At 40.4% G+C, this 26,650-nt stretch carries 29 protein-coding genes and 1 pseudogene; 6 read left to right on the top strand and 24 right to left on the bottom strand.

What is annotated here, in order from left to right:
* Position 1 precedes the first annotated feature (1 nt).
* Positions 2 to 778 carry a DNA-methyltransferase gene (locus tag OO773_RS02440; protein ID WP_064430167.1) on the bottom strand — a complete coding sequence of 259 codons (777 nt, stop codon included), beginning with the start codon at positions 776 to 778 and terminating at the stop codon, positions 2 to 4.
* Positions 779 to 952: 174 nt separating this feature from the next.
* On the opposite strand from OO773_RS02440, the gene OO773_RS02435 reads away from it, so the two are divergent.
* On the top strand, positions 953 to 1,117 hold the full coding sequence (locus OO773_RS02435) for a hypothetical protein (protein ID WP_233424216.1): 165 nt from the start codon (positions 953 to 955) through the stop codon (positions 1,115 to 1,117).
* A 137-nt stretch (positions 1,118 to 1,254) separates the two neighbouring features.
* On the opposite strand, the pseudogene OO773_RS09945 reads toward OO773_RS02435, so the two are convergent.
* Together OO773_RS09945 and icd are read right to left on the bottom strand one after the other, a co-directional pair.
* Positions 1,255 to 1,425 (bottom strand): annotated as a pseudogene (locus OO773_RS09945) (DNA cytosine methyltransferase); the annotation flags it as partial.
* Between the two features lie 176 nt (positions 1,426 to 1,601).
* Positions 1,602 to 2,879 carry an isocitrate dehydrogenase (NADP(+)) gene (icd, locus tag OO773_RS02425; RefSeq protein WP_006563886.1) on the bottom strand — a complete coding sequence of 426 codons (1,278 nt, stop codon included), beginning with the start codon at positions 2,877 to 2,879 and terminating at the stop codon, positions 1,602 to 1,604.
* A 357-nt stretch (positions 2,880 to 3,236) separates the two neighbouring features.
* Between icd and OO773_RS02420 the strand changes: the two genes are divergently transcribed.
* Genes OO773_RS02420 through lpxE form a run of 4 tightly spaced genes read left to right on the top strand, consistent with a single transcriptional unit; the run spans position 3,237 to position 6,615 of the window.
* A complete protein-coding gene (locus OO773_RS02420; protein WP_006563885.1) occupies positions 3,237 to 4,517 on the top strand; it encodes a citrate synthase in 1,281 nt (426 codons plus the stop codon).
* On the top strand, positions 4,518 to 4,985 hold the full coding sequence (locus OO773_RS02415; protein WP_034375831.1) for a phosphoethanolamine transferase domain-containing protein: 468 nt from the start codon (positions 4,518 to 4,520) through the stop codon (positions 4,983 to 4,985).
* 8 nt (positions 4,986 to 4,993) lie between these two features.
* Positions 4,994 to 6,052, top strand: a complete 1,059-nt coding sequence (locus tag OO773_RS02410) for a sulfatase-like hydrolase/transferase (protein WP_232087245.1) — start codon at positions 4,994 to 4,996, stop codon at positions 6,050 to 6,052.
* Positions 6,034 to 6,615 carry a lipid A 1-phosphatase LpxE gene (gene lpxE, locus OO773_RS02405; RefSeq protein ID WP_006563883.1) on the top strand — a complete coding sequence of 194 codons (582 nt, stop codon included), beginning with the start codon at positions 6,034 to 6,036 and terminating at the stop codon, positions 6,613 to 6,615. Before OO773_RS02410 ends, lpxE begins: the two co-directional genes overlap by 19 nt.
* 103 nt (positions 6,616 to 6,718) lie before the next feature.
* On the opposite strand, the gene OO773_RS02400 is transcribed toward lpxE, so the two are convergent.
* The 20 genes from OO773_RS02400 to dapF form a co-directional block, all read right to left on the bottom strand.
* Positions 6,719 to 7,663: a lipid A biosynthesis lauroyl acyltransferase gene (locus tag OO773_RS02400; RefSeq protein WP_006563882.1), complete on the bottom strand. Its 945-nt coding sequence runs from the start codon at positions 7,661 to 7,663 to the stop codon at positions 6,719 to 6,721.
* On the bottom strand, positions 7,660 to 8,676 hold the full coding sequence (gene waaC / locus OO773_RS02395; protein WP_064430166.1) for a lipopolysaccharide heptosyltransferase I: 1,017 nt from the start codon (positions 8,674 to 8,676) through the stop codon (positions 7,660 to 7,662). The genes OO773_RS02400 and waaC overlap by 4 nt, the downstream gene beginning before the upstream one ends.
* Positions 8,673 to 10,133, bottom strand: coding sequence for a Ppx/GppA phosphatase family protein (locus tag OO773_RS02390; RefSeq protein ID WP_006563880.1), 1,461 nt, complete (start codon positions 10,131 to 10,133; stop codon positions 8,673 to 8,675). Before OO773_RS02390 ends, waaC begins: the two co-directional genes overlap by 4 nt.
* A 6-nt stretch (positions 10,134 to 10,139) precedes the next feature.
* A complete protein-coding gene (locus tag OO773_RS02385; protein ID WP_034377090.1) occupies positions 10,140 to 10,391 on the bottom strand; it encodes a YfhL family 4Fe-4S dicluster ferredoxin in 252 nt (83 codons plus the stop codon).
* 19 nt (positions 10,392 to 10,410) lie between these two features.
* Positions 10,411 to 10,764 (bottom strand): dihydroneopterin aldolase, encoded by a 354-nt coding sequence (locus OO773_RS02380; RefSeq protein ID WP_034377089.1) that lies wholly within the window; start codon positions 10,762 to 10,764, stop codon positions 10,411 to 10,413.
* A gap of 4 nt (positions 10,765 to 10,768) precedes the next feature.
* On the bottom strand, positions 10,769 to 11,431 hold the full coding sequence (gene plsY / locus OO773_RS02375; protein WP_006563878.1) for a glycerol-3-phosphate 1-O-acyltransferase PlsY: 663 nt from the start codon (positions 11,429 to 11,431) through the stop codon (positions 10,769 to 10,771).
* 38 nt (positions 11,432 to 11,469) lie between these two features.
* A complete protein-coding gene (locus OO773_RS02370; protein ID WP_231102914.1) occupies positions 11,470 to 11,997 on the bottom strand; it encodes a hypothetical protein in 528 nt (175 codons plus the stop codon).
* 43 nt (positions 11,998 to 12,040) lie between these two features.
* Positions 12,041 to 12,718: a potassium channel family protein gene (locus tag OO773_RS02365; RefSeq protein WP_034377088.1), complete on the bottom strand. Its 678-nt coding sequence runs from the start codon at positions 12,716 to 12,718 to the stop codon at positions 12,041 to 12,043.
* Positions 12,715 to 14,040, bottom strand: a complete 1,326-nt coding sequence (locus OO773_RS02360) for a TrkH family potassium uptake protein (protein WP_050780131.1) — start codon at positions 14,038 to 14,040, stop codon at positions 12,715 to 12,717. The genes OO773_RS02365 and OO773_RS02360 overlap by 4 nt, the downstream gene beginning before the upstream one ends.
* Positions 14,041 to 14,061: 21 nt before the next feature.
* Complete coding sequence (locus OO773_RS02355; RefSeq protein ID WP_176485187.1) at positions 14,062 to 15,030, bottom strand: asparaginase; 969 nt, start codon at positions 15,028 to 15,030, stop codon at positions 14,062 to 14,064.
* 68 nt (positions 15,031 to 15,098) lie between these two features.
* Complete coding sequence (locus tag OO773_RS02350) at positions 15,099 to 15,332, bottom strand: hypothetical protein (RefSeq protein ID WP_034377086.1); 234 nt, start codon at positions 15,330 to 15,332, stop codon at positions 15,099 to 15,101.
* Positions 15,316 to 15,699: a flagellar export chaperone FliS gene (gene fliS / locus OO773_RS02345; RefSeq protein ID WP_034377085.1), complete on the bottom strand. Its 384-nt coding sequence runs from the start codon at positions 15,697 to 15,699 to the stop codon at positions 15,316 to 15,318. Before fliS ends, OO773_RS02350 begins: the two co-directional genes overlap by 17 nt.
* Positions 15,700 to 15,717: 18 nt before the next feature.
* Positions 15,718 to 17,787: a flagellar filament capping protein FliD gene (gene fliD, locus OO773_RS02340; protein ID WP_006563874.1), complete on the bottom strand. Its 2,070-nt coding sequence runs from the start codon at positions 17,785 to 17,787 to the stop codon at positions 15,718 to 15,720.
* Between the two features lie 21 nt (positions 17,788 to 17,808).
* Complete coding sequence (locus OO773_RS02335) at positions 17,809 to 18,174, bottom strand: FlaG family protein (RefSeq protein WP_370412820.1); 366 nt, start codon at positions 18,172 to 18,174, stop codon at positions 17,809 to 17,811.
* Between the two features lie 67 nt (positions 18,175 to 18,241).
* Complete coding sequence (locus OO773_RS02330; RefSeq protein WP_406600092.1) at positions 18,242 to 19,390, bottom strand: murein hydrolase activator EnvC family protein; 1,149 nt, start codon at positions 19,388 to 19,390, stop codon at positions 18,242 to 18,244.
* Positions 19,391 to 19,970: 580 nt separating this feature from the next.
* Positions 19,971 to 20,642, bottom strand: a complete 672-nt coding sequence (locus tag OO773_RS02325; protein WP_006563870.1) for a cell division ATP-binding protein FtsE — start codon at positions 20,640 to 20,642, stop codon at positions 19,971 to 19,973.
* A 10-nt stretch (positions 20,643 to 20,652) separates the two neighbouring features.
* The gene (gene trmB, locus OO773_RS02320) at positions 20,653 to 21,816 is read right to left on the bottom strand and encodes a tRNA (guanosine(46)-N7)-methyltransferase TrmB (protein ID WP_006563869.1); all 1,164 of its coding nucleotides are present in this window, start codon (positions 21,814 to 21,816) and stop codon (positions 20,653 to 20,655) included.
* 24 nt (positions 21,817 to 21,840) lie between these two features.
* Positions 21,841 to 23,091, bottom strand: coding sequence for a fibronectin type III domain-containing protein (locus OO773_RS02315; protein WP_176485185.1), 1,251 nt, complete (start codon positions 23,089 to 23,091; stop codon positions 21,841 to 21,843).
* Positions 23,018 to 24,013, bottom strand: coding sequence for an RluA family pseudouridine synthase (locus OO773_RS02310; protein ID WP_370412825.1), 996 nt, complete (start codon positions 24,011 to 24,013; stop codon positions 23,018 to 23,020). The genes OO773_RS02315 and OO773_RS02310 overlap by 74 nt, the downstream gene beginning before the upstream one ends.
* A 53-nt stretch (positions 24,014 to 24,066) precedes the next feature.
* Positions 24,067 to 24,831, bottom strand: coding sequence for a diaminopimelate epimerase (gene dapF / locus OO773_RS02305; RefSeq protein ID WP_006563866.1), 765 nt, complete (start codon positions 24,829 to 24,831; stop codon positions 24,067 to 24,069).
* Positions 24,832 to 24,876: 45 nt separating this feature from the next.
* Here dapF and OO773_RS02300 point away from each other — a divergent pair, with 45 nt between their 5' ends.
* Positions 24,877 to 25,932: an AI-2E family transporter gene (locus OO773_RS02300; protein WP_006563865.1), complete on the top strand. Its 1,056-nt coding sequence runs from the start codon at positions 24,877 to 24,879 to the stop codon at positions 25,930 to 25,932.
* A gap of 29 nt (positions 25,933 to 25,961) precedes the next feature.
* On the opposite strand, the gene OO773_RS02295 is transcribed toward OO773_RS02300, so the two are convergent.
* A complete protein-coding gene (locus OO773_RS02295; protein WP_158656288.1) occupies positions 25,962 to 26,579 on the bottom strand; it encodes an SEL1-like repeat protein in 618 nt (205 codons plus the stop codon).
* Positions 26,580 to 26,650: the final 71 nt, after the last annotated feature.

The following is a 26,650-nucleotide window of genomic DNA, read 5'->3' as shown; positions in this document are numbered from 1 at the left end:
CCTAAAAGTAGATGTGAGTTGTTGCGGCCTCTTTTTCCTCTTTTTGCTTATTTTCTTGCGCGTGTAGTAGCGCCCCCTCTAAATTAATGCTTGCTTGAATAGCGTATTCTTTAGAGAGCTCTACCCCGATAAAATCAAGCCCTAATTCAGCACACGCTACCCCAGTTGATCCACTCCCACAAAAACAATCTAACACGACCGGAGGCTCTTGACCTTCAATTTTGGGCACAACTTGCAAACAATGTTTTAGCACTTCTATGGGCTTTTGTGTGGGGTGCTGTTTTTGGCTAGGGTGTAGGTATTTTTCTACATAGCCAAAATAATAATTAGCTTCTTTTCTGCTAGTTAGTGGCAAAGTACCTTTAGTGCCCCACAAAATAAACTCGCATTGTTGCTTGAAAGCATTAGCAAACGGGCGCGATCCATTGCCCTTATTCCACACAATCACGCCCCGCCATGCTAGATCTGCCAGTTGGATACAATCACTTAACGCCGGGTATTGCCGCCAGTCAATAAAGCTAAAAAAGTACGCACTTGGCTTTAAGACCCGTTTAACTGCTCTAAAAACTTCGGAGATTAAAAGCATCCAAATTCTTTGACTTTTATTGTCGCCCTCAAAATCGCGATATTTATTATATCTGTTGTACATTCTTTTACCGCCACTACAATAGGGCGGATCAATTAGCACACAATCTATACTCTCACCGGGCAACTGACTAAGAAATTCCAAACAATCCATAGCAAAAGCGCGGTTTCTGTATTTTTCTAAACTAGGCATGGGTGATCTTTATATCTGGATTAGCCGCCCTTGTGGCCTCACGCGCGGCGTTAACCTCCTGCGCACTTACCTTGCCCTCTTTGATCGCTTGGTTTTCTAATTCCTCTACCATTCTCTCCAAATCATTATCATCAGCCGGGATCGCGCTAGTGCTTTGAGTGGGCGCGCTAGTTTGTGGCGCTTGAGTTTGTGGCGCTTGAGTTTGTGGCGCTTGAGTTTGTGGCGCTTGAGTTTGTGGCGGAGTTACTGGAGTTTGTGCCGCTGTTGCTGTTGTCTTGGAATTGGTTTTTTCCCTACCACATTTTCAAACAAGAATATTTTAGGCCGCGTGATTGCTAGAATCCTCAAATATTCTTGGAACAGATTAGCCCGCGTATCCATTCGTCTTTTTCCAAAAATAGAATAGCTCTGGCAGATGGCCCACCTAATAAAATGTCAATGGGACCATAACCCAAACATTCTTCCCTAGAAAGTTGAACAATATCCCTACAAATTGTGTTTGTAGTGGGGTGATTACTTTTATAACTTGCAAGAGCATCTAGATCATAATCTAGTGCCCACACTAAATCAAATAAAGCATTCTGAGCAAAACCATAGCTCAAACCTCCCGCGCCACAAAATATGTCAGCCAATTTAAATTGTATCACTTTATTTTACACCACATCATAGGAGTATCACTTGGAACAAGCCGCCACACTCCCACGCTAAAACAATCCCTTTTAAAAACCACACCTACCGTTAAATTAAAAAATTTGTCCCACAACCCTTTCATCAAACCCATACCGAAGCAACTCCCCAACACCAACGAAAACCCATAAATTCTCTACAAATGCGAAATGATCACCTCGCCAAATTCAGAACTAGAAACCTCGCTGGCTCCCTCCATTAAACGGGCAAAGTCATAGGTAACTTTTTTACTAGCAATGGCTCCTTGCATGCCCTTTACAATTAAATCTGCTGCCTCAATCCAGCCTAGGTGGCGTAGCATCATCTCTGCACTCAAAATGATCGATCCAGGATTGACCTTATTTTGCCCCGTGTATTTAGGTGCAGTGCCATGTGTGGCCTCAAAGAGCGCGACGCTATCATTTAAATTAGCCCCCGGAGCAATGCCAATACCCCCCACCATAGCCGCTAGCGCATCTGAGATATAATCCCCGTTTAAATTCATAGTAGCAATCACATCATATTCTGCGGGGCGTAATAAAATTTGTTGTAAGAAGGCATCTGCAATCATGTCTTTAATCACAATTTCTTTACCGGTTTTGGGGTTTTTAAGGGTGCACCAGGGGCCTTTATCTAGCAACTTAGCGCCAAATTCTCTTTGTGCTAGGGCATAACCCCATTTCATAAATGCCCCCTCAGTGTATTTCATGATATTGCCCTTGTGCACAAAGGTGAGGCTACTTCTGTCATTATCAATGGTGTATTCAATGGCTTTACGCACAAGTCTTTCTGTGCCTTCTAAACTAATGGGCTTGATACCAACACCACTGGTATTAGGAAAGCGGATTTTAGAAACCTTGAGTTCTTCTTGTAAAAATTTGATGAGCTTTTTGGCCTCTTGACTGCCTTGAGCAAACTCAATACCCGCATAGATATCCTCGCTATTTTCTCTAAAGATAACCATGTCTACTTTACCCGGCTCCTTAACTGGACTGGGGCTACCATACCAACGCACAGGTCTTAGACATACATAAAGGTCCATTTTTTGGCGCAAAGCCACATTTAAAGAGCGAAAACCCTCCCCCACAGGAGTAGTCAAAGGCCCCTTAATAGAGACTTTAAAATGGTTGATCGCCTCAATGGTATCAGGCAATAGCCATTGTTCCTCTGGAGTGAGGGCACTCTCATTTTTGAATTTGTTATAGCACTTCTCGCCTACAAACACTTCATACCACGCGATTTTTTTAGCTCCCTTGTAAGCTTTTTGCACGCTAGCATCTACCACCTTTTGCATCACAGGCGTAATATCCACACCAATCCCATCGCCCTCAATAAAAGGAATAATGGGGTGATTTGGCACATGCAACTTGTCCTCTTTAAAAGTAATGGCCTCACCTTCTGTGGGCTGAGACAGGTATTTTGGGTTGTAAGACATGAATTCTCCTTAGAATTAAGATTGCCCAGCATTCTAGCATGAAATTTTAACACTAAAGTCAGGCGATTTGGCTCATCTTCTAGGCTGTGCTGTGTTGTAAGCAGTTCTTCTAACTTGTTGTGGCCAAATCCTAGCCTCTTTAAATTTAGCCGACTTCACAGATGAAAATAGCACCCTAAACTTAGTTCAACCCCCACAAAACCCGCTAAATACAATCTACTCATTCATCTTAAATTTGTTGATTTATACTTAGCGCCCACGCAGGCCAGATTGAAGTACGAAAATTACTAATGGTGCGAACAGTAAAAACGCTCATTAATGCTTTATCTTGTATAATATTGCAAAAAAAGGAGTTGCATGTCTATTACGCTAATTAACAACGAGACTAATGAAAAATTTGAGTTTGAAACTGTTCCGCGCACAAGAGGTCCTCTGGCGGTGGATTTTTCTAAGCTGTATGAAACTGCTGGAATCGTCTCTTATGATCCGGGTTACTCCTCTACGGCTGGATGCCAGTCTACTATTAGCTATATTGATGGCAAAAAGGGTGAGCTTTACTATAAGGGTTATCCCATCGAAGAGCTGGTAGCCAAATACAAGTATGTAGATGTGTGTAGACTTCTACTTACTGATGAGCTACCCAAAAATGAGGAAGAATCTTTAGCCTTTGAATTAGAATTGCGCCACAGAAGTTTTATCCATTCTACACTGATGAACATGTTTTCAGCCTTCCCCACCAATGCCCACCCTATGGCTAAACTTAGTAGCGGGGTTTCTATTTTAGCCACCCTCTATTTTGAACATGACACCATGAAAAATGAGGAGGATTACCAGACTATGGCTAGGCGTATTGTGGCTAAGATGCCTACTTTAGCAGCCATTTGCTACCGCAATGAAATTGGTGCGCCCATCATTTACCCTGATGTAGGCCGTAACTATGTGGAAAATATTTTATTTATGCTGCGAGCTTATCCCCATGAGCGCCTGCACTACACCACAAAGGGCGAGACTGAGATCACTGCTTTAGAGGTAGAGGCCTTTGATAAGATTTTGACCTTGCATGCTGATCACGGGCAAAATGCTTCCTCAACAACCGTGCGCAATGTTGCCTCTACAGGAGTGCACCCCTATGCTGCTATTAGTGCGGGAATCTCTGCTCTCTGGGGGCATTTACATGGCGGAGCTAATGAAAAGACCTTGATCCAACTCCAAGAAATTGGCGATGTGAAGAATGTGGATAAATACATTGCCCGCGCTAAGGATAGAAACGATCCCTTTAGACTTGTGGGCTTTGGACACCGGGTGTATAAAAGTTATGACCCCAGAGCGCGGATTTTAAAACAGCTCAAAGATGATTTACAGGCTAGGGGCATTAAAATGAATCCAAGACTTGATGAAATTGCTGCTAAAATTGAGGAAGTTGCCCTTAAAGATGATTATTTTATTGAGCACAACCTCTATCCTAATGTAGATTTTTACTCTGGCACTATTTTAACAGCCCTTAAAATCCCCACCCGCTTTTTTACCCCCGTCTTTGTGATTGCGCGCACGGTAGGCTGGTGTGCCCAACTTCTTGAGCATGTCAAAAACCCCAAAGCGCGTATCACACGCCCAAGACAAGTTTATATGGGTAGATAGTTGTCGTTGTATACCCGTATTTTAGGGCTTTTTAGACCCGCTTCTTTTTTTGTTGCCTTGCTTTTTTATGGCATTATCTCTCTAATCATCTTCCATGTGCCCCTCTTGCACTACATTACAGATCACAAGGGGGGGTTTGGTATTATTTTTAGCCTAAGCATTGCCTATATCTGCACAACCAACATGGTTTTAGTGGCATTCTCTTGCTTAGGTCTTAAATTTTTACGCATAAGCTTAGCCCTTTTAGCCTTTTGTAATGCACTAGCACTCTACTTTATAAAAACCTACCATGTGTTTTTAACCAAAAGCATGATGGGCAATGTCTTACACACAAATTTCCATGAAACCAGAGATTTATTAGGTTTGCATCTAGCATTTTTCATGCTTTTAGGTTTGGCTTTAGGGAGTTTGTTTTTTTTTATCCCATCAAGAATACAACACTTAAAAATAAAGCTCTTATTTTTCTAGGCTCAGCCTTGCTCTTTTTTACTTGGAGTTTTACCCACGCCAAGCAGTGGCTCTTTTTAGATAAACATGCCAAATACATAGGAGGGTTAACTCTACCCTACAGTTATAGCATCAATCTTATCCGTGCTGCTTTTAACTCCTTTAACGCCTCCCCCCCTAAACTTTTTTCTAACGCTAAGGCGCAGAGCAAAAACCAAGTTGTGGTTTTAGTTATTGGGGAAAGTGCAAGACGGGCAAATTACAGCATTTATGGCTATAACAGACCCACCACACCCAAATTACAAGCACGATTAAACAAGCATGAAATCTTAGCCCTTAAAGCCACTTCTTGTGCCACTTACACCACCGCTGCGCTGGAGTGTATGCTCACCTCTAAAAAAGACTATGAAAATTTACCCTCTTTTTTGCATAGACAGGGGGTTAGTGTGGTGTTATTAAGCCTTAATAATGCCGAGCCATTCATGCGCATTGATTGGCATCCTAGAGAAGATAAGTGGCAAGACTGGCTACTCTCTTTAGGCGTGCCTCCTCCCTTTAATTTTGATGAAGCATTAGCCAGATCTCTTCCTTTTTTACTTAAACGCTATAAAAATAACCTTTTAGTCATTTTGCACCTCAAGGGCTCACACGGCCCACTTTATGTAGACAAGATTCCCCATAATTTTGCCCCCTTCAAGCCCATTTGTACCCACAAAGAACCCCACACCTGTAGCCTTTCTAGTCTGATCAACGCTTATGATAACACCATTGCCTATAACGATTTTGTGCTTGACTTACTAATCCAAGAATTAAAGCAAAGCAAACGACCCGCCTTACTGCTTTACATGAGCGATCATGGTGAAAGTTTAGGCGAACATGGCATGTATTTACACGGCACACCTTTTTTAATCGCTCCTGATTTCCAAAAGCAAATTCCCTTTATCATCTTTACTAATGGCTTTAAACCTCCCCACCTTCCCTCAGATCAGATCTCCTACACCCAAGATATGATTTTCTCAAGTATCTTAAGTGCCTTTGGAATGCAAAAAAGTAATGCCTACAACCCCGCATGCGATCTATTCAAATGAAATTTAAAACCCTCTATTTACAAAGCTTTCCTAAATACCTCCCCACTAAAAACCTAATCTGCTTTTTTTTAATCTTTCTTATCGGAGTGATTACCCCTTTTCCTAAAGTACCCAAACAAGAGCGCGTACCTATAGCTTTTGAGATCACGGAACACTACGCTCGCTTTGTGCCTACCATCGCCTCCTTTGCCTACCCCATATTTAAAAAAGATCCGGTAGGTTTGATTCAAATTATCCATGTAAGCATTGCAACCACTATTGCCACACACTCTCTTAAATGGGCGCTTAATTCTGTAAGCCTTTTTGATCGCCGTCTAGGGCAAAGACCCAATGGGGGGAATAAAAACATGCCAAGCGGGCATTCCTCTATGATTTTTTGTGCACTGGGTTTTTTGGTACGCCGTTATGGCGCTCTTTGGCTGTGGTTTTTACCTCTAGCTTTTTTGACTATGGGCGCGCGTATTTACTACAACGCCCACACTATCGGCGCACTTCTAGCCGGTCTAGCTGTGGGGGTGATCTGTGCGCTTTTTTTAGCTAGCCCCAAAGAAAAGCCCAAGTGATTAGCTTAGCTTAAACTTGTAAGCTTTAGCGCTAGTGGTAAAGATTTTCAAACGCGGCTTTGTGTGGCTTGAATTTGTTTAAAATCTTTATACGGCCTGTTTGTTATCTGCGTTTATAAATCTCTGGATGGGTGGTTTTAAAACGCCTGTGAAACCAAAACCAGCTTTCCGGATGTTCTCTAATGATTTGCTCACTCAAACTTGCCTGTGCTTGCGTGGCTTCTAAAATATCGGCTTGACTATCCTCTGTATTTTTGGCTCTAATAGGGGGGTAGTAGCGCACATAGTAGTGGCTATAATCCTCGTTAAAATCAATGATCACGGCTACAATATCTATATCAAAGCGCCTTGAGAGCAAAGAAGCAATCGTGGTGTGTGTAGCCTCTTCTCCAAAAAATTTAACCACCACGCCCTCTTTAGGCGAAATATTTTGATCTACTAAAATCCCTACTAAACCCCTGCCTTGATTATAAATTTTTAATAGCTCTTTAAACGCCCCTGTTTTATTGATAAAACGCACCCCAAAATCCTCGCGGTGTTTGATCAAAAGACGGTTGATCGCCTCAAATTTGGTCAGACGACCTAAAGATCCGCGATCATATTGGCTATAATACTGCGCTAAAGAAGTCCCCACCGCCTCCCAGTATCCAAAATGCATGCCCATTACTACCGCTTGGTTATTTTGTTCCAAAGACTTTAGTACATTTTCCTCATCAATGCGGGTAAAACGCGCATCATAAATATCTTTTTTCAAAAACACCACCCGCATGCTCTCTAGAATTATAAAAGCAAAATTAGAATAACCTCGCCTAATAATGGCTTTTTTCTCTGCTTCGCTTAAGCTATCTTTAAAGGCAAAATCTAAATTGGCTTTGGCATCAAAATAGCGCCGTCTATCTAGTTTGGCTAACACAAAACCCACAAAATGCACACAACCCACAAACCAGCGGTGGGGGATTTTAGCCAAACAAAAGCCTAGTAAATTTGTAATCCACTCTAGCGCGTAGATACAAAAAATCTGCCATTCTTTCTTTAATTTTTCTTTCATACCTTCCTTTCTAAAACCTGTAAAATTGCCTCTTTAATCGCAGTAGGAGGGATCTCTTGGATAGAAAAATCCTTTTTATCGTAATTGGCTTTTAAATTAGCACATAAATAAACATGCCCCTCTCCTTCTAATTTAAAGCGCTCGGGGGGGGTGTTTCCATAAAGAGTTACTGAGGGGATATTAAGCGCCCAAGAGAGGTGTACCACACCAGTATCTCCGCCCACCACTACAGATGCCTGCATAATTACAGATTTAACCTGATTCAAAGTCAGAGGGGGGAGTAATTGTGTGGGCAAATGGGGGTTAAGTTTTTCATAAAGTTTTTGGGCCTGCTCTCTTTGCTTATGGGCTAAAAGCCACACTTCTAGCGCATACTCTTTTAAAGCAAGCCCTAATGCATAGAAACGCTCTAAGGGGTAGGTTTTATTAGGCCTAGAGGTTTCAAGTACAAAGAGTACTTTTTGGCAGTCTTTTTTAATAAAATCTAAAGGAGGGTAGGGGGGGCAGAAGAAAGCTTGTTGTCTTTTTTGCAAACAATTTTGCCAATCACAAGACGGGTAGAGGAGATTAAACGCCTCTTGCAGGATTTTTTGGTTGCGCTTAAGGATATGTTGTTGGTAGGGAATGTGAACTGTATGACTATAAAATAAACTGGCTAGTGATTCTCTAATAGATTGCCTATCAAAGCCTATAAATTTCCTCTTTCTTAAGAAAAAACCTAGTAGGGCAGATTTGATCAAACCTTGCATGTCAATAACTAAATCAAAAACACCCAAATGGCGTAAATTTTTATAAAAGCGCCAGATTTTTAAAGGGTTTTTAGAGTGCAGGGTTTTTTTATAGGGTAGAGCGTGCAACATATCAATACAGGGGCAGTTTTTTAAAAGGGGCGCAAAGGTTTCATCAATAAACCAGTGAATCTTTACCTTATAGCGTTCTTTAAGAAAGGGCAAAAAAACAGCGCTTAGCACAACATCGCCTAGAGAAGAAAGCCTAATAATGGCAACGGTCATACAAACTCAATAGAAAGAGCAACGGGTTTAACAAGCTTACCCACCATTTCTTGACACAAATAAGGATCGCTTTGGCAATGAATCTTGAGAGTCTTATTCTGGAGGCTGTAGTGTATTTTAGGAAGACGAATCAAACACAGGCTCTCTGCTAGACCTAAAAGAAAGCTAAGCCATTGTAAGGTGAGAATGGGGGGCATGATAGCGCTTAAATGGGCAATATTGCTATCTTTGGGGATTTTTTTATGGCTGAATTGTACTAAAAGACAAATAATCGCCCTATCTTGGTGAGAAAAGCCATAACTTAAGGCGTTCAAACTCAAATAAGCGCTGTGTTTATGGGCATTATAAAAACTTAAGATTTTACCAATGCTAGAGAGTTGCCCGGCGATTTTAAGGTGATAGAGGTATTTTTCATCTACGCCATGTAAGGGTTTGAGGGCTTCAAATAATTTAACACATTCCTTTTTAACCTCTTGGCTGTGTTTGGAGTGGGGCAAAAAGCGATCAAGCAAGGAGAGTAAAGAGGGATTAATGCCTTTTGGAAAGCTATGATTATGCGATCTAAGCATATCGCTTAAAAACACGCCTTCTCTAACCCCCACCCCGCTAGCCACCACCACGCTTGCCTTAAAATACTCCAAAAGCATGGTAAAAATAAGTGTCCCGCTTCTAATGCTATCAATGCGATCCTCCCCCACTCCTAATTCCTCTAACTCCGCATCTGAACTTGTAATGATTTGGGCTAAAAGTTTGAGATTGGGGGCAACTTGCATTTCAAAGCCATGTACGATCTCAATGGGGTAGTTACTCTGTAACATCACCACTTTAGCCAAAGCGCGGATCGTCCCACCTACGCCAAAAATACAGGTTGTTTTAAAATTAGAGGGGATTTTGGCAAATTCAGCACGGATAAAATCTCTAGCCAAGCTTAAATTACTTTTTTTATCAAAGAAGAGTTCTTTTAAGCGGATTGTGCCTAAGTTGAGCGAAATTAAATCCTTGATCTTGCCATTTTCAATAAGAGCACACTCGGTACTCCCCCCGCCAATATCAACAGTAATCCCGTCTCTGCGGTGTAATAAATTCGCACAAGCAACCCCCCCATAAAACGCCTCTTTAGCCCCATCAATGACTCTAACCTGCAAACCACACACCCGTTTAACTAAAGCGATAAATTCTTGAGCATTAGGTGCATCGCGCACCGCAGAAGTGGCCACGCATAAAATCTTGCGGCTTTTATATTTTTGCGCAATTTCTTTAAAATCATTTAAGGCCCGCAAAGCGCGCTTCATGGGGTTTTTTTGCAAAACTCCCTTGTGTTCGTAAGTACTCTGAGAGATACGCACCTTAGATTTGATTTCATAGAGTAGATAAAACCCAAACTGGCTAGTCTTTTTAAAAATGGCCATGCGTACAGAGTTTGAACCAATATCAATAACCGTTGTAACCTTTGCCATGAAGGGTTAGATTTTTTCTTGAAGAGTCAGGTATTTATACTGAAGTTCCTCTTGGCTTTCTGTATTGTGTGGATCAAGAATGATCGCATCTACAGGGCACACACTCACACAACCGGGCTCATCGCTATAACCTACGCATTCTGTGCAACGATCCGGATCAATGCTATAAATCGGATCATCTTGATCAATAGCATCTGTGGGGCATTCCTCGCGGCAAGCATCGCAGGCGATACATTCTTGATTAACTAGTAAAGACATATAAAACTCCTTATAATTTTTAGGGATTTTCAAAGGCAACAGACAAACTCACCCCCACTAAAGCCTTTTGGCAGGCTTGGGGTTTTTTAATGCCCATGTCAATTTTATAAATCACAGGGAAACATTGCTTAAGCCAGCTTGTAAGTTCTAATAAAGCTTCTTCTAAAAGCCCATAATGGGCTGTGGAAAACTTATTTTGTACCACTTCTAAAACATCCATGTAGTCTAAGTATTCAGGGGCTTTTTGCTCTTTAGCAGGTGTGTAGTGATAATCAATACACAAATCCACAACAATGGGCTGGGGATTTTTCTGTTCGCTCTCAAGAGTGCCAATAATAACCTCTAGCTGGTAGTCTTCTATGTGCAGCGTCATGGAATTAAAGTACCTTTTTTTCCTGCCCGCTTAGTAGTTTTAATAAATTAGGCCAGTGCTTATAAAGCGTGATACAAAAAACAAGCACCATAGGGGTTTGTGTGCCCACTTGGCTTAGGATATTAATAGAGGCGGGTAAACCAAGCTTTGGCAAAAAGAAAATAAGAAGAGTGGCGCTACCCACCCCTACAATGGAGGCTAAAGAGGAGATTTTTAACACCTTGCCTACAAAAGCCCAAAGAGCTAGCCCTAATAAACTCTCTACTGGGATTAATAATACCACCGCGCCCATTGTGGTACTCACTCCCTTACCCCCGCTAAAGTTTAAATAGGGTGAGTAACAATGCCCTATAATGGTTAAAATAGCCACCATCCACTGGGCTGAAAAATTAAGCCCGGCAAGTTTAGCAAGAAATACCGTAAATACCCCCTTTAACAAATCTAGCAATAAAACCGCCGTGCCTATTTTTTTTGCTTTAGAAGAATCAATGGTAGTTAATACGCGCATGACATTAGTCGCGCCAATGCCTTTACTCCCCTGTTTGGTGATGTCTACATTGTAAAGCACCTTCATGATCACATAACCAAAAGGAATCCCCCCAATGAGATAACTCAGAACATAAAAAATCACATTGATATTAGTAATAAATATCAAGAAATTCTCCATTAACTACCTTTACTTAGACTGGGCGCATTATAACACATTTAAAAGGTGCGGGTATAAGGTCCTGTGATCCACACACCTTGATCGCCTAATAAAAAATTGACCTTATAACCTTCTTTGATCCCTTGCTTTTTATTCTTTAAAGTGTGTTTGATAGCTAGTTCTACAGGTGGGAGTTTTAGGGGAGTGTTAGATTTAACCTTGAAAGCCAAAAAAAGCGGGCGGTTATGATTAAAATCCCAACCCGTGCGCCATCTGGGTAGAGTGGTTTGGCTTTTAAGCAAACGATTGCCCACTTGCACCTCAAAAGAGGCTAAATAGTAGGTGCCGGGTTCTAAAAGGCGGCTTTCAATCTTGGCTTTTCTAAAGGTATCTCTCCAAAGTAAAAAAAACAAGTTATTGCCCCCGAGTACAAATTCCTTTGAATTTTTTTCCCCTAGTTTGCGCCAGTAAGTTTTAACTGCTGTGCCTTGATAGCCAATATCAAAAGTAACCAAACTAGCAACATGGGAGGGTTTAGGTGTACATCCAAAAAGCAATAAAATACAACACAAATAAAATGACTTCATGCTCAAGCTATGGTAGTATACGCCTCTCAAAGATTAGCCGCTATCAATTTCTTTTTAGTTTTAAATCTTTGCTGGCTAAAAAAATATCCACCTCTTTAGCATGCCCTAGCAATAAAAGAATATCGCCTTGTTTGAGAATAAGAGGGGATTCTAAATTTAAATTGTACTCCCATTGGCTAGCATGTTTGAGGGCTACAACTTTGAGATCTGCTTTAAACGATCCTAAGAAATCTTGCAAGGTCATGTCTGCATGGGTTGTATCCACACTTAAGCGCACCATACGCATATGAGTTGTGATTTCCATTACATCTAAAAGTGGGTTCAAACTTAATCCCTTCACCAGTCTTTTAGCCGCATCTCTTTCTGGATAAATCACGCGATCGGTGCCAATTTTAGAGAGGATTTTTCCATGAATTAAGGTGGAAGCCTTCGCAATCACTTCAGAAACACCGCATTCTTTAAGAGCCATTACGCTCAAAATGGAGGCTTCTACATTTTGCCCGATACTCACAATAGCTGTATCTACTTGGGCAATTCCGGTATCTTTAAGCGCTGCAATATCTGTAGTATCAATGATAAAGAGATTATCACAAATCCCTCTAAAATTTTTAATACTATCTTGATTAATGTCGGCTGCGATTACTTGTTCTCCATTTTCTATTAATCCTCGCGCTACATGCGATCCAAATTTGCCTAAACCTAAAACCGCATAAGTATTCATAAGACCACTCCTTCTTCTGGATATTTAACGCTATGTGTCTTGCTTTTGCGCACCAAAGCCATGCTAAAGGCCAAGACGCCCACCCTTCCCATAAACATTAAAACCATTAAATATAGCTTACCAAAATGGCTAAAATTAGCCGCTAAAGAAAGATCGCCCCCATTGCCTGTACTAGCCCCTACCGTACCAAAGGCTGAACAAACCTCAAAAAGTAAATTGATGAAAAACTGGTTATGCGTATCCTCTGTAGCGCTTAAAACCATGATAGAGATAGTGATATAAAACATGGCAATGATAAAAATTAAAAAAGATTTTTTCACAAGGTCTTGGGGGATAGCGCGTTGGAATAAAACCACTTCTTTATCTTTAAGGGCGCAATAAGCATAACCAAGTAGCAAAGTGAGGGTTGTAACTTTAATGCCCCCTGCTGTACTCCCCGGTGCTGCTCCAATGACCATGAGTAAAGAACTAAAAAATAAGCTTTGATCATGCAAACCGGACATATCAATGGTGTTAAAACCTGCTGTTCTAAGATTAACTGATAGGAAAAATATGCTCATGATCTTATGGGGCCAACTTAAAGTACCTATGCTAGTAGGATCATTCCACTCAAAGAGCAATAAAACCGCCATACCAAGCAAAACACAAACACCAGTAGCGATGAGTACGATGCGCGCATGGACACTGAGTCGTGAGTGTTTGTTATAATTATAGCATTCATTCAACACCAAAAACCCCAGCCCCCCTAGAATGATCAACGCACAAATAACCAAATTCACCGCTACATTATCCCGGTAATCTGCCAAATTAGAGGAAAATATACTAAAGCCGGCATTGTTAAAAGCCGAGATTGCATGGAAAATCCCCGCCCAAAATGCTTGTTGAAAAGGCATTTTAAAAATAAAACAGCCCGTTAAAACTAAAGCCCCAATTCCCTCTATAACCAAAGTAAAAATAAAGATCTTTTTTAGATAAGCAATAACCCCCTGCATGTTTGGATAATCTAACGATTCTTTGAGTAAAAGCCGCCCTTTAAAATTAACCTTTTTACCAATGAGTAAAAGCAAGAAAGTAGCTAGCCCCATATAACCAAAGCCACCAGCTTGAATCAAGCCTAAGATCACAGCCTGCCCATAACCCGTTAGATCAGTAGCCGGATTAATTGTAATGAGCCCGGTTAGACAAACCGCTGAGGTGGCCGTGAAAAAGAGATCTAAAAAAGCAATGGGTTTAGTGTGCATGGGAGTAAGCCCTAATAAAATAGCTCCCATAAGAGCTAAGAACACATAGCTGATAACAATGCTTCCAAAGATTTTATTCACAACCGCTATCTAATCCTAGAATTAATGCGTGTTGAAAAATTCTTGGATTTGTGTAGTTTGGTGGGTTTTTAATAAGGCTAATTGTAATAGTACGCGGGCTTTTTGGGCATTAAGATTATCAGGGGTAACAAAACCATAAGCTAAATCATCAACTTCTCCTAACTCCACTACTCCACTTCCTGTACGGCTTGCGCGCACCACAACAATTCCTTGTTTTACCGCCTCTGCCATAGCCTCAAGCATCGCGCTACTAGGATTGCCATTACCCATACCAGCCACCACAACCCCCATAACCCCTTGATTTATAGCTGCTTTTAATGAAGAAACACCACAATCTACATGGGTATAAACTAGAGCAACTGGGGGGAGGGGTTGTAAACTAGTTAGGGCTAATTGGCTTTGTAAAGTGTGTTTCCTTAAGGGTTGCATGTAGAAGTGTACTTTTGCATAATAAACACTCCCTATAGGCCCACAATTTGGCGAAATAAAGGTATGTAAACTGCTAGTGTTAGATTTGGTTACTTCGCGTGCTGCATGGATAGTATCATCCATAGCTACTAAAACCCCCTTGCCCGCACTCTCAGGATGGGCGGCTATGGCTAAGGCGTTATAAATATTTAAAGGCCCATCTGCACCCATGCTTAAGCTATTACGCATTGCCCCTACAAGCACCACAGGTTTATAAGTTTGCACAGTCAGATTCAAAAAATAAGCACTCTCCTCCATAGAATCTGTGCCATGCGTGATTACAAAACCTTTTATATCTTCTCTAGCTGCTAGGGTGTGGATTCGTTCTAATAATTCAAACCAAATAGAGGCGCTAATATCTTGTGAGCCGACATTGCTCACCTGCTGGCTTTCAACACATATCCCCTCTGGAATTTTTAAAGATTGCATGAGATCAGAAATCTCTACTTGAGCGCTTTTATAAGTCCCGCCTGTAGAACTCTCTCCAGCTCCTGCAATCGTCCCACCTGTAGCTAACACCATCACCTTTTGCACGCACTAACTCCTTTTAGAAGTATTTTATCTAAATACGCTTAATCGTGTAAAAGAAACTAGGAAATCTCTAAAAACTTTTGGGTTGTTTTAAGTTGGCGCATTTGTAGGCCTAAAGTTTGTTGCTTTTGTTTAAGGCGCTCAATCGTAGTGCCAATTAATGTTTTAGCGCTCTCTAAAACCTCCAAATCTAAACAGCTATGATCTAAAAATGGGCAGGTTTCTACTAGATAAGAGGCTCTTTCTAAATTATCCTCTAGTAGCGCAATTTTAAGTTCATCGGCCCAATTCATGTTGGTGAATCTCTCTCCAAGCTTCTAATAGCCCTTTGGCTACGCGCATCACTAGATCGATCTTGCTACAGTCATTTTCTACATTAGCTTGGGTTAGTACTTTAATTTGGTGGGTGTATAGCCCTGTTAGATACACCGCAACTTCTCCACCTCTTTCATAATCTAGGATATTTAGAAGTTCTGTAAAGATATCCGTTACTTTATTAATGTAAGTAATTTTTCTCTCAATATCCTCCGCTTCCATGTAACGCTTGGCTTGGGCGGCAAATTTTAAGATACCTTCATAGAGCATCTCAATGAGTTTAGCCGGAGACTCTACCGTTACGGCATTTTGCTGGTACATGCTGTATGCATTTGCTTTAAACATCATTCTCCCTTTCAGATTTTAATTCTTTTTGGCGGCTGCTTGATCGATCATCATCTGCACCGCATCAAAGGATTTATTCGCCTTAGAAATACGCTCATCATAAGCTGCAAAGCGTTCTGCCATCATGTCATAACGGGTTTTAAGCATCTCCATTGCATTCTCCTTATCTCTTCTCAAATTTTTAGCGTCTTGATCTAAAGAATCCTCGTATAACTTCAACCTCGCGTTACCACCATCGACCAAACCTTGCAAAACTTTATCTAACTTGATAAAAATCCCGTCTTGGTGAATCTCCTTACCCCCCATACTTTTAATATCGCCACCATAGAAGAAATCTTGAGCGGCTTGTGGATCGGCATTAAGCGCGTTTGTGAGTCTGCTCTCATCTAAGCTCATCTTTCCATGCTCATCAAGTGTAATCCCATACTTCATGAGACTATCCACACCTTTAGCCGTTGTGATTGTAAAAGCAATGGCATTATTAATTGAAGAGCGAATTGTGCGGATATCCCCCACGCCATTAAACACGCCGGCAATTTTAGTATCTGGATCGTAACGGGTTGTTTCATCTAGTTTAGGGATTAATGCATTATAGGCTTTGACAAATTCTTTAACATGATCAACAATGGCCTTACTGTCGCGGGTAATGCTAATAATGGCTGGTTTACCCGGCTCAGTTTTGGCTAATAAACTCAAAGATACACCGTTAATCACATCGTTTACCTCATTTGTAGGGCGGGTGATTGTCGCACCATTGTAAGTAAATCTAGCATCAGAGGCACTTTGTAGTTTTTTAAAGGCAAAGAGATCGTGTAATTTAGCATAGGATTGGCTTAAGCCCTCAGACAAACCTAAACTATTTACAGCCGCTTTACCATCGGCCCCCACACCGGTTATACGCAACTCGCCGCTTTCACTATTAAGGATTAATTTCCCGTCCGTGCCTAAAGAAGCGTGCAACCCTTGAATGCCATTAATGGCTTTAACGATGGCTTGAGCGTTAGCATCGCTAGAATTGCCCGTTGCGGTGATAGCCCCTAAATTAATGGCTTGCCCATTAAAATTAATAGTGCCCTTGATTTGACCGGATGCAATCCCTGCTGTGCCTTTGAGTAAATCTTCTTGATCTGATTTAGTTTTAACAAAACCTAGTTCAGCTGCTTTAGCTCCCCCAACTTCAACTTCTAACCCTCTTTGATCGTTAAGTACTAAAGATTTGCCATCATTAATCAAACCGATATTGATCTGTCCGCTATCTACTAGGTCTTTGGTTTGTGCATTATCCTCTAGGGCTTTTTTAATAGCTGTTTGCAGGGCTTTATTTTTATCTTGCACAGAAGCCTTATCAAGATTAAGACTAATAGGGATTTTAACCACTTCGCCCTTATCATCTTTAACTTTAATAAAAAAATCATCTTCTGTACTTTTCCCATCTGCAGTAGTGCCCCCTATGGCTAAATTAATAGGCGCATCACTAGCAAGAGTAGAAATAACACTAGAGCCAAAATACAAGCGGTTATTAGCCCCGGGGTTTTTAGTATTAATCATTAACTGATAGGGTTTATCCCCCCCGGTTTTCATCACAATCCCCATCACCTCGCCCCCCGTAGCATCTGTAATGGCTTGGGCGACATCGCCTACACTCATACCAGCCTTAATATTGACTGTGTAGTTTTTATTATTGGTATAAAAGTGTAATTTGGTGTTAGCTTGGCTAAAGGCATCATCGCGATCTCTAAAATGTGTACCGACTTCATTAATATCGCCTTGAGCCAAATCCTCAACTTCTACTTTAATATCTTGCACAGGGATACCCGGGCTTACACTGGCTTTAAGCGCTCCACTGCTCACACTGCTACTGCGGCTCGTATAAGTTGAATAATCCGTTAAAGCACTAACGGGCGCTTTAAGATTGGCAAGCAAAGTTTTAATCTCAACTAAAGCCTTTTGTTTTTCAAGATTGACTTCCATTTTTCGATCAATGGGAGCCACCATAGTTTTTTCATCAGCGCTTTTAAGTTTATCAATCACATCGTAGTTTAAAACCTTGCTCCCAATCCCTAAAGAACTTAACTTTCCAATCGCCATGTTTTACCCCACTTTGTGAGCTTAACCTTTTTTATCAAAGATAATCCCTACAATATCGTGCATTTTCTCTGCCAACTTAATCACCTCTTGCGAAGGAATTTGACGGATGATCTTATCTCCATTTGAATCCTTGATAGTAACCACTAAACTGCGAATCTCCTCATTGTAGCTAAAGGTCAAATCAGATCGAATCTGTCTCATTTCCTCGTTGAGCTCTTTACTTAGCTTTTGCAAATCCTGTTCCTTTGGAGGCGAGACTTCTTGCTTGATCTCTGGCTTAACTTGTTTAGACAAAGAGGCTTGATCAGCATGGACAACCTGATCGGAGTGGTGTGTATCTAGGTGGGTTGTTAAGACAGCAGAGACATTCCCAATTTCACTGGACACGGGTATTCCTTATTATATTATTTACCCAGTCTAGATCGGCACTCCCTTATTTTTGTTTATACTAGATCTATTGTGTCCGCGCGATGATCTCTAAGGGATTGATATGCTTATCTCTAAGCGTTACTTCAAAACTCAACCGTTGATCAATACGGCCGATTACATAACCCTTTTGTATCCTAAGACCATGTTTGATCGTAGGGGCAATTTTATCTAATTGAGAATAGATCGTGTGCATGCCGTCTTTATGCTCAATGATGATGACTTTTTTAAGAATCGGCACTTCTTTAGCATAAACCACCCGTCCATCAAAGATATTGCGTACAACGGCATTAGGTTTAGTAGAGACAAGCGTAACAGACTCATTAAAAACTTTAAGCTTATAGACTGGATCAAAATAGGGCCCAAATTTTTGCACAATCCTATAACTAGCTAGAGGTGCGATGGTTTTAGGCCCCGTATAAGAGATAGTAACAATATCGCGATAAGAACTAGCCACTTGCCGTACTTCTAAAGGCGCTTCTATACCGTCAATGGAGGGCGTGGGGGTTTTTAGTTTGCTCTTACGCTGTTTTTCTAATTCTTTTTCTTTAATGATATTAAGCGAGGCTAATAGCTGATCTAATCCCTTGCGTTCTTTATCCAAAGTTTCTAACTTTTTATTATAAACCACCAATTCAGCGCGCATATTTTCAATTAATTTTTTTTGCGCAGACACCATGCTTTGTAAATTCTGTTTGCGATCTCTTTGCGCATTGATAGCCGCACTGATTTGGTTAATGTTGTTTGTGATTTGGGCAATTCTAGCGCTAATTTGTTCCTCTTGTAAATTGAGATTAGCTAGTTGCGTTCGTGAATTTCTGTTGAGATAAGTAAAGACGGTTTGTAAAATAATATCCTCAGTGCTAGCCAAATGCTGCTTATCCAAAACCATAGCAAATAAAATATCTTTTAATAAGATATTAGTCATCGCATCTTGGATTTTATGGCGACTCTTTTTCAAATTTTCTAAAAAAATGCGGTGTTCCTCTAAAGATTTCTCTTGGGCGAGATTTTGGACTTGGTTTTTATCAATATTTCTTTGGATACCCTGAATTTGTCTGGATAGCTCCTTACTTTGTTGGTATTTTTGATTAATCGCATTCCCCAAACTATTTAAATGGTTGCAACTCCCTAATGCAACAACCACACTAGCTAAAACTGAATCTATTAAAGCCAATTTGAATAAAAAGCCATTTTTAATACGCATAGGCGCTCCTAAAAGCTCCATGATTTCAATGCGTTTAGCATATTTTAAATTCCACACGCTGATTTGTTTGATCAATAATAAAATAGAAAGAATCACCACAATAGAGGCAAACGCTAGGGTATTCTTTTTGAGTAGTAGCAAAAGCCTATATTCTTGATCATGGGTTTTACTAAAAACTTCTACTTTTTCCACACCCGGAATTCTAAGAAGTTTTTTATGGATGGCATCTAGTTGCTCTAGGGTAGGAAACACAGCTAGTTTTAGAGAATAAAAGAGGGGTAAACTCTTTTTAAGATTAGCGATATTGGCTTGGGTAAAGTTTTGCTTAAGTCTTTCTAATAGCGTATCTGGACTAATTAAAGTTAAAGAAACACTGTTAGGAATGTTTTGGCGGATAAATTGCAAAGAAAGGGGTTGTCTACTAACAATGGTAATGGCATAGTTTTTAGACAATTTATCCTCTCTAATACTAACGGCACGCTCCACAAATAAAATACTTTCTAAACTAAATAACAAGGCGATCAAAGGGAGGAGAAAAGCCAAATGCTCCTTAAGTGTATTCATGTATCTCTCCATCTTTGATATAAATCTTGCGATAAGGGATATTAAAATTACTCGGAATTCTGTGCGTAACCACCACAATTGTAATATCTAATTGTTTATTAGCCCCCTTAAGTAAGCTCCAAATCATATCACTAGAATAGTCATCTAAATTACCGGTAGGCTCATCGGCTAGAATTAAAAAGGGTTTGTGGGCAATGGCTCTAGCCATGGCCACGCGTTGTTGTTCACCCCCGCTAAGCTCTAATGGATAGCGATTAGACTTATAAAGTAAATCCACATGGGCTAAGAGCTTTTCAGCCTGAATACTGCATTCTTCTTTTTTATAACCATTAATAATCATAGGCAATTTAATATTTTGCTCTACTGTCCATTCTTCAATGAGTTTATAATCTTGAAACACCACCCCAATATTGCGCCGCAGCTCATTAATAAAGGTTTTAGAGGCTCTATTAACGCTGATATTACACACCTCTAAATCTCCTCCCAAAATAGGCAAATCCCCATATAAAGAGCGCAGTAAAGTACTCTTGCCACTCCCACTAGCCCCTGAAATAAAAACAAAATCCTTGCGCTCAATCTTAAAATGCGCGCCCTTAATCACCCATTCATCGCGCTTATAACCTAAAGATAGATCTCTAGCAAAAATAATACTGCTCAAAGTACACCTCCTACCCCAATATTTCCTCTAACTTTTGGTGAGCATAACGGTGGGCTTTTGTGTTAAAAGGCAAACCCCCTATATACTCTAAACTCCCTTTATTTTTATCCAATACAAGAACTTTATTCAAGGGCGCTTGAAGATCCCCTAGACTTACCACCAGTAGCCACAAATTCTTATATTCTAGCACATCTACAACTCTTAAAAAGTAATCTTGTTGTACAACCTGATTGTGCCACAAAGTACAAGCCTTAAGAGAGGGGTTAATAGAAATTTTTGTGCTACATTTCAGCAGCAAGGGTTGTTGTGATTTATCTGGCATATCCTCTATTTGTAAATGCAAATCATAAATATCTTTATGCTGTCTTTTCCAACGGGCTTCATACTTGCTAACTACCATTTCCTGCGCGCTATTTTTAAAGACTTGCATGGTGCAATGGGGTAGATCAAGTGCTAAATGTAAACTCTCTTTAAAATAATCAAGATTATCTGTTCTAAGCCATAACAAGCTTTTGGGGCGTAGTATAGCTAGCATATGCGCAAGGGTTTTTGCAGTCCAAATACGGCGCTGTGGATTTTTAGGCCAAGGCACTGGAAAATGCACATCTAAACCCACACAGCGCTTTGGCAAAACTTCTAAAAGGGTTCTGGCATCTGCATAGGTGATATAAAGATTTTGTAGCCCTAAGATTTTAATTTGGCGCAACACTTGCTCTATAGAGGGTGTATGCACTTCCACACCGATATAAAATTCCTCTGGGTTAGACATGGCTTTATTTAATAAGTGGCGGCCTGATCCAAAACCAATTTCAAGATGAAAAGAAGAAGGGATTTTAAAAACACTCCAATCAATTAAACAAGCACACGGTTTAACTAGATCAAGCCCTAAATTCCCTTCTGTATTTTGGCAATAACGCGCTAAAACACGGAGGGCTTGTTTGAGAATGTTAACAGGAATAGGCCGTGTGGATTTTTCCCCTTTAAATAAAAATCCTCTTTCTTGTTCTATCTTTAGAATACAAAAATCATAAAGTCCATGTTCGCTAGGATAGTTCACACGCAACATGCTTAAGTGTGGATTTCTCAAGCTTCTAGCTTCACAGAGGAATATAAACCCTCCCTCTTCAAAGGGAAAAGTAGGTAATTTAGCACTACTAGCGATCAAATGTGGCATAGGCTACATAAAAATACCCTATATTTAGCGATCCAAACGCAACTCTACTTCTTTACTTGGCCGCGATTCTAGCCCGTCTGCATCTACACTCACCACTTGGTAGCGGTATTTTCTGCCACTTACCATATTTTTATCAATGAATTGGGTATTTAAAATATTGCCAAATCTTAAAGGCTGAGAATTAGAATTGCCATCAAAACGATAAACCGCGTAATCTTTCACCCGTCCATCTTGGATACTCTGCCACTGAATAATAGCCCGTCCATCTTCAATCGTGCCCTTAGTAATAACAGGCGTTGTGGGTCGCGGTAAAGTCATGCCACTAATTGCCCCAGCTGGCATAGCCCCCTCTAGTCCATATTTATCCACAGCCACTACTTTATAAAATCTTTGTACTCCATCTAAATCTACTAAGTCTGTATAATTTGTATTTTTTGTCTCTGCAATGCTTCTAAATTTTCCATCTGCATGATCGGCTGCATAGATTCTATAATCCACAACATCGCTTTGCTCTGAAGGACTCCATGTGAGTTTGATCTTGCGTGTTAAATCTGTACTAGCCTGCACATTAGATAAATCTCTAGGTACAGCTTTTGTTCTACCCACCACCACCGCACTAGGCAAAGACTTAGCGCCTTCAAAACTTTCGGCAATCACGCGGTAGCGGTGCTCTTGCCCATCTGGTAGATTCTTATCAAAATACTCCACATACAACCGGTTTTTAACTACCCCAATATTAGAAAACTTCCCATCAGGACCTTCTCGCTGGATAATATAGCGAGAAATGCTTGGATTAGGGTGTGGACTCCAAAAAATTTTAACCTCTTTAGGCCCCTCTTGGCTGGCAAAAACACTTTCTACAGGGTTAATATAAGATGTATTCACACTAATGGCCTGAGACATGTTAGAAACCCCGCCATTTTTGCCGATGGTGGCGATTTTGTAATAATACTGAGTCTGTGGCGTTAAACCCTCATCGTAGTAATGAGTAGCAAGTGGATTTTTAACCATTCCCACCCGCCTATAGGTCTGATCCTTTTGCATGCGATAGATCGCAAAACCATCAATAAGAGAAGGAACAGAGATAGGTTGCCACTCAAACCCTACAGATTGTACATCATTAATCGTTTTAATGCCCTCAACTACTGGTAAATTCGCATCAATTGTTTCTTCTCCCTTGTGGAATGAGAGGGTGTGGTTTTTATGAGGGGTTGAACAGTTCACAAACAGTAGTGTTAAACAAGTCAAGAATATAATTTTCCCGGATGAGGCCATCCCAAGCAACCCCTTGAAATTCTTTTTCTAGGCATTCTACCATATCCTCCAGAATTTGGGCTTTAAAAAGTAGTTTCTCTTGGCTTGTAGGGTGGGTCATATAGAGCAAATACGCATGCAATAAAATACGCCCCTTGTAGTTATCTTTTTTCCCATATAGGCTATCCCCTAAAATGTGGCGGCCTAGACTTTCTAAATGGGCGCGTACTTGGTGTGTACGGCCACTGTATAACTTAGCCGCAATAAGTTGGATTCCTCGCGCATTACTAAGCAAAGGAATAAAATCTGTTTTAGAATATCTACCCCCATTTATATTTTGTCTAAGCGTGTCTAAATTAGTCATCTTTAAACGATTTTTAGGGTGTCGCCCTAAGTGGCACTCCACACGCATAGGTTTTTTTAAAGGTTCTGTAATGAGGGCTAAATAATAACGCCCCATTTCTCTTATTTGTAATTGGGTGGCCAAGTTAGCATGGGTGGCGTTATTTTTAGCAATCACAACCGCGCCACTTGTATTTTTATCTAAACGGTGCACAATACCACAACGCGATTCACCACTAAGAGTAGAAAGAGTAACCCCTTTAGCTTGCAAATAATCCACTAAAGTAGGCTCGTGTAGACTTATAGCTGGGTGCATTGCCAAATAAGGGGGTTTATTAAGCACTAAAATATCCTCATCTTCATAGAGAATTTCTATTTTTAAATCTGTAGGCTTATAAACTTCTAGGGGCGCTTGAGAGGGTTTTAATACCACCTCATCACCTATTTTAAGCTTTAACCCTCCCTTTAAAATTGTTTTATCATTAACCTGTACCCGTGAGGATTTAATGCACTGTAAGATCTGATTTTTTGCCACCCCTAAGGATTTAGTTAAAAAAGTGTCTAAGCGCTCCTCTTGCATAGCAGTAAAAGTGCGTTCAATCTGTACCATCGCTATCCTAATTATGGTTGTAATCTTATCTCTAAGGTTGTAGGCTAAGCCTCTAGCACCATGCCCACATACTCCACCATTCCTTTAAAATAGACTTCATTGTCTTTTAAGCACAAGCTTAACTTTTCTTGGCTGGGTGGTATGAGGGTGGCTTGTGGCATTAAATGATGTTCTTGATAAGCAGCCATAAAAACAGCAGCCATACCCGTACCACAGGCTAGAGTAATATCCTCAACACCTCTTTCATAGGTGGCTAGTTGGATTGTGTGATCATCTATAATACAAGCGATATTGACATTAGCATTAAAACGCTCTCTTAGTGTTTGCATTAAGGCTATCTTAGTGCTAGGGATTTGTTTAAGAGAGGGCACGAAATATACTAAATGGGGCACGCCGGTATCAAGTAAATACCAAGTTTTCCCCTCTAAATTTAGAGTTTGTAACCATTTGGGTACGCCTAAATTACTCTCTACTAGGGCTGATGTTTGGCCTAAACTTTGCACCTCTACCCGGATAATTCCAGCCTTACTTAAAAAAGCATGCTGGCAGGGGGCTAAACCTTGTTTGTAAGCATAAAACCCAGCACAACGGCTAGCATTCCCACACATCTCAGCCTCACTCCCATCGGCATTATAAAACTCCCAAGTGTAGGCTAATTCATGATGAGGGAGCAACACCACCAAACCATCGGCACCAAAACCATAATGGCGGTGGCAAAGTTGCTTGGCTAGCGCGCTATAATCACCTGATTTAAATTGGCTAGTAATTAGAAAATCATTGCCACTTGCGCAGTACTTATACAGGTGCATGCTTAACCTTTTTAGGTATTATAGTGCAAAAAATGGGTTAAATGAATGCGACCGGTATACTTCTTTTGGCTTCTTTTTGGCATTGCCTTTTATTGGATGCTTTACCTGTATGAGGATTTCTTAATGGATTTACTCATTGCTGGGTTACTCTGTGTAACTGTGTTTTGGCTTAAAGAGTTTTTTGATAAACATATGCGCAATCTCTTTAGCTCTTTGCTCTGTGTATTAGTGTTGTTAAGTTGCCTAGTTATTCCGCTTTATTTTCTCATTTATAAAAGCATGGATTTTGTCTTTCATCTAAATTTAGAGCGCCTTTCTTTCTTTATCAATAAATTTAAAACCGACCTATTGATGTATGTACAAGACTTCCCCACCCTTAGCCAATACGCGCATAAGATTTTATCCAATGTTTCTGCGCAGGCTCTCATGTCTTATATTTTGCATTTTAGTAGCGATATTGGCAAGTATAGCTTGAAATTTGCTAGCGATACGGTGATGGTTTTGGTATTTCTATTTTTATGTTTCTTCTATGGACAGACTTTTTATAGTTACATTTTAGAGGTACTCCCTTTTGAAAAAATCCAAAGTAAGGGAATTTTTAGAGAAGTGGCCGGGATTTTACGGGTGGTACTACTCACCTCCATTATTAATGTCGTGTTACAAGGGGTTGCCTTTGCGGGGTTAGTGGTGTGGTTTAAACTTGATTGGCTCTCTTTGGGGGTTTTATACGGATTATCTGCGCTCATTCCTATTGTAGGCGGGGCGTTAGTGTGGATACCTGTGGCATTTTATGAGATGTACCGGGGCAATATCACAGGCGCGGTGGTGATTGCGCTTTATTCTCTTATTTTAATCGGAGGGTTAATTGATAGCTTAATTAAGCCATGGCTGATTGGGTTTATCAAACGGCGGGTACTTAAAATTTCTCTTAAGATCAACGAAATATTAATATTCTTTTCTATTCTGGCTGGTATTAGTAAATTTGGATTTTGGGGAATTGCTGTAGGCCCAACTATCACCGCCTTTTTTATCGTGCTCTTGCGAGTCTATGAAAAAGTCTTCACCTCCACAGCGCGCAAAATGCCCTCGCAAGGAATTTAAATTTTTAGATCAATTCCTAGCGCGTTATCTTAATAATTGATAAACTCTTTGATAAACTCTTTGGGTTTTGGGGGTAGATTAGTGTTTTGTAATTGTCTAAGCGCATATTGGTTTCCAAATTCTGCGGCTTTTCTTAAAATTTTTACATCTGTAGCCGCCATAGATGTAGGATCAGCTCCATTACCAAGCATATACAAAGCCGCACCGATGTAGTGTTTGCGTACATGGGCATTTGTAAAATTCCGCGCTTGTAGTTTATCCAAATTCCATGTTTTTGTTTTGTAATCCCCACCTCCATTGGCAAATAAAACCTCTTCAATCAATCTAAGGGCTATATCTCTATTGATAAAAACACATTTACCCTCTGCATAAGCGCTAGCTAGCCCTACTTTAGCCACTATCATAGCTAAACTACTATCACTGCGTACGCGTTGAATCACAAATTCAAAATAATTAATCGCCCTACATGCATCTGCTCTAACTCCCCAGCCGCCTAAATACATTTTGCCTACAAAGGCTGTACCCAATAAATCTCCGTTTTTATGTGCACGGTTATAGATATTAAAGGCTTCATAGTCGCGTCCTCTACCTTCTAGCACTAAACCTTTTTCAACCAAAGCGCTAACTTCATTTTCTGCTGGTAGCAATGAGCAAAGTCCTAAAACACTTAAAAGCCAAAATTTGAAAAAATCTATAAGAATCCTTTGCATTTTTTATT

It is taken from the genome of Helicobacter suis HS1 (genome assembly GCF_026000295.1).
Lineage (GTDB): Bacteria > Campylobacterota > Campylobacteria > Campylobacterales > Helicobacteraceae > Helicobacter > Helicobacter suis.
The sequence above is the reverse complement of the archived record's forward strand: the minus strand, read 5'-3'. Positions and strand labels throughout refer to the sequence as shown.

Excerpts from the sequence above, each read along its gene's own strand:
- OO773_RS02440 (WP_064430167.1), bottom strand. The coding sequence starts at position 778 with ATGCCTAGTTTAGAAAAATACAGAAACCGCGCTTTTGCTATGGATTGT.
- icd (WP_006563886.1), bottom strand. The coding sequence starts at position 2,879 with ATGTCTTACAACCCAAAATACCTGTCTCAGCCCACAGAAGGTGAGGCC.
- OO773_RS02420 (WP_006563885.1), top strand. The coding sequence starts at position 3,237 with ATGTCTATTACGCTAATTAACAACGAGACTAATGAAAAATTTGAGTTT.
- lpxE (WP_006563883.1), top strand. The coding sequence starts at position 6,034 with ATGCGATCTATTCAAATGAAATTTAAAACCCTCTATTTACAAAGCTTT.
- OO773_RS02400 (WP_006563882.1), bottom strand. The coding sequence starts at position 7,663 with ATGAAAGAAAAATTAAAGAAAGAATGGCAGATTTTTTGTATCTACGCG.
- waaC (WP_064430166.1), bottom strand. The coding sequence starts at position 8,676 with ATGACCGTTGCCATTATTAGGCTTTCTTCTCTAGGCGATGTTGTGCTA.
- OO773_RS02390 (WP_006563880.1), bottom strand. The coding sequence starts at position 10,133 with ATGGCAAAGGTTACAACGGTTATTGATATTGGTTCAAACTCTGTACGC.
- OO773_RS02385 (WP_034377090.1), bottom strand. The coding sequence starts at position 10,391 with ATGTCTTTACTAGTTAATCAAGAATGTATCGCCTGCGATGCTTGCCGC.
- OO773_RS02380 (WP_034377089.1), bottom strand. The coding sequence starts at position 10,764 with ATGACGCTGCACATAGAAGACTACCAGCTAGAGGTTATTATTGGCACT.
- plsY (WP_006563878.1), bottom strand. The coding sequence starts at position 11,431 with ATGGAGAATTTCTTGATATTTATTACTAATATCAATGTGATTTTTTAT.
- OO773_RS02370 (WP_231102914.1), bottom strand. The coding sequence starts at position 11,997 with ATGAAGTCATTTTATTTGTGTTGTATTTTATTGCTTTTTGGATGTACA.
- OO773_RS02365 (WP_034377088.1), bottom strand. The coding sequence starts at position 12,718 with ATGAATACTTATGCGGTTTTAGGTTTAGGCAAATTTGGATCGCATGTA.
- OO773_RS02355 (WP_176485187.1), bottom strand. The coding sequence starts at position 15,030 with ATGGTGTTAGCTACAGGTGGGACGATTGCAGGAGCTGGAGAGAGTTCT.
- OO773_RS02350 (WP_034377086.1), bottom strand. The coding sequence starts at position 15,332 with ATGAATTGGGCCGATGAACTTAAAATTGCGCTACTAGAGGATAATTTA.
- fliS (WP_034377085.1), bottom strand. The coding sequence starts at position 15,699 with ATGTTTAAAGCAAATGCATACAGCATGTACCAGCAAAATGCCGTAACG.
- fliD (WP_006563874.1), bottom strand. The coding sequence starts at position 17,787 with ATGGCGATTGGAAAGTTAAGTTCTTTAGGGATTGGGAGCAAGGTTTTA.
- trmB (WP_006563869.1), bottom strand. The coding sequence starts at position 21,816 with ATGCCACATTTGATCGCTAGTAGTGCTAAATTACCTACTTTTCCCTTT.
- OO773_RS02315 (WP_176485185.1), bottom strand. The coding sequence starts at position 23,091 with ATGGCCTCATCCGGGAAAATTATATTCTTGACTTGTTTAACACTACTG.
- dapF (WP_006563866.1), bottom strand. The coding sequence starts at position 24,831 with ATGCACCTGTATAAGTACTGCGCAAGTGGCAATGATTTTCTAATTACT.
- OO773_RS02300 (WP_006563865.1), top strand. The coding sequence starts at position 24,877 with ATGCGACCGGTATACTTCTTTTGGCTTCTTTTTGGCATTGCCTTTTAT.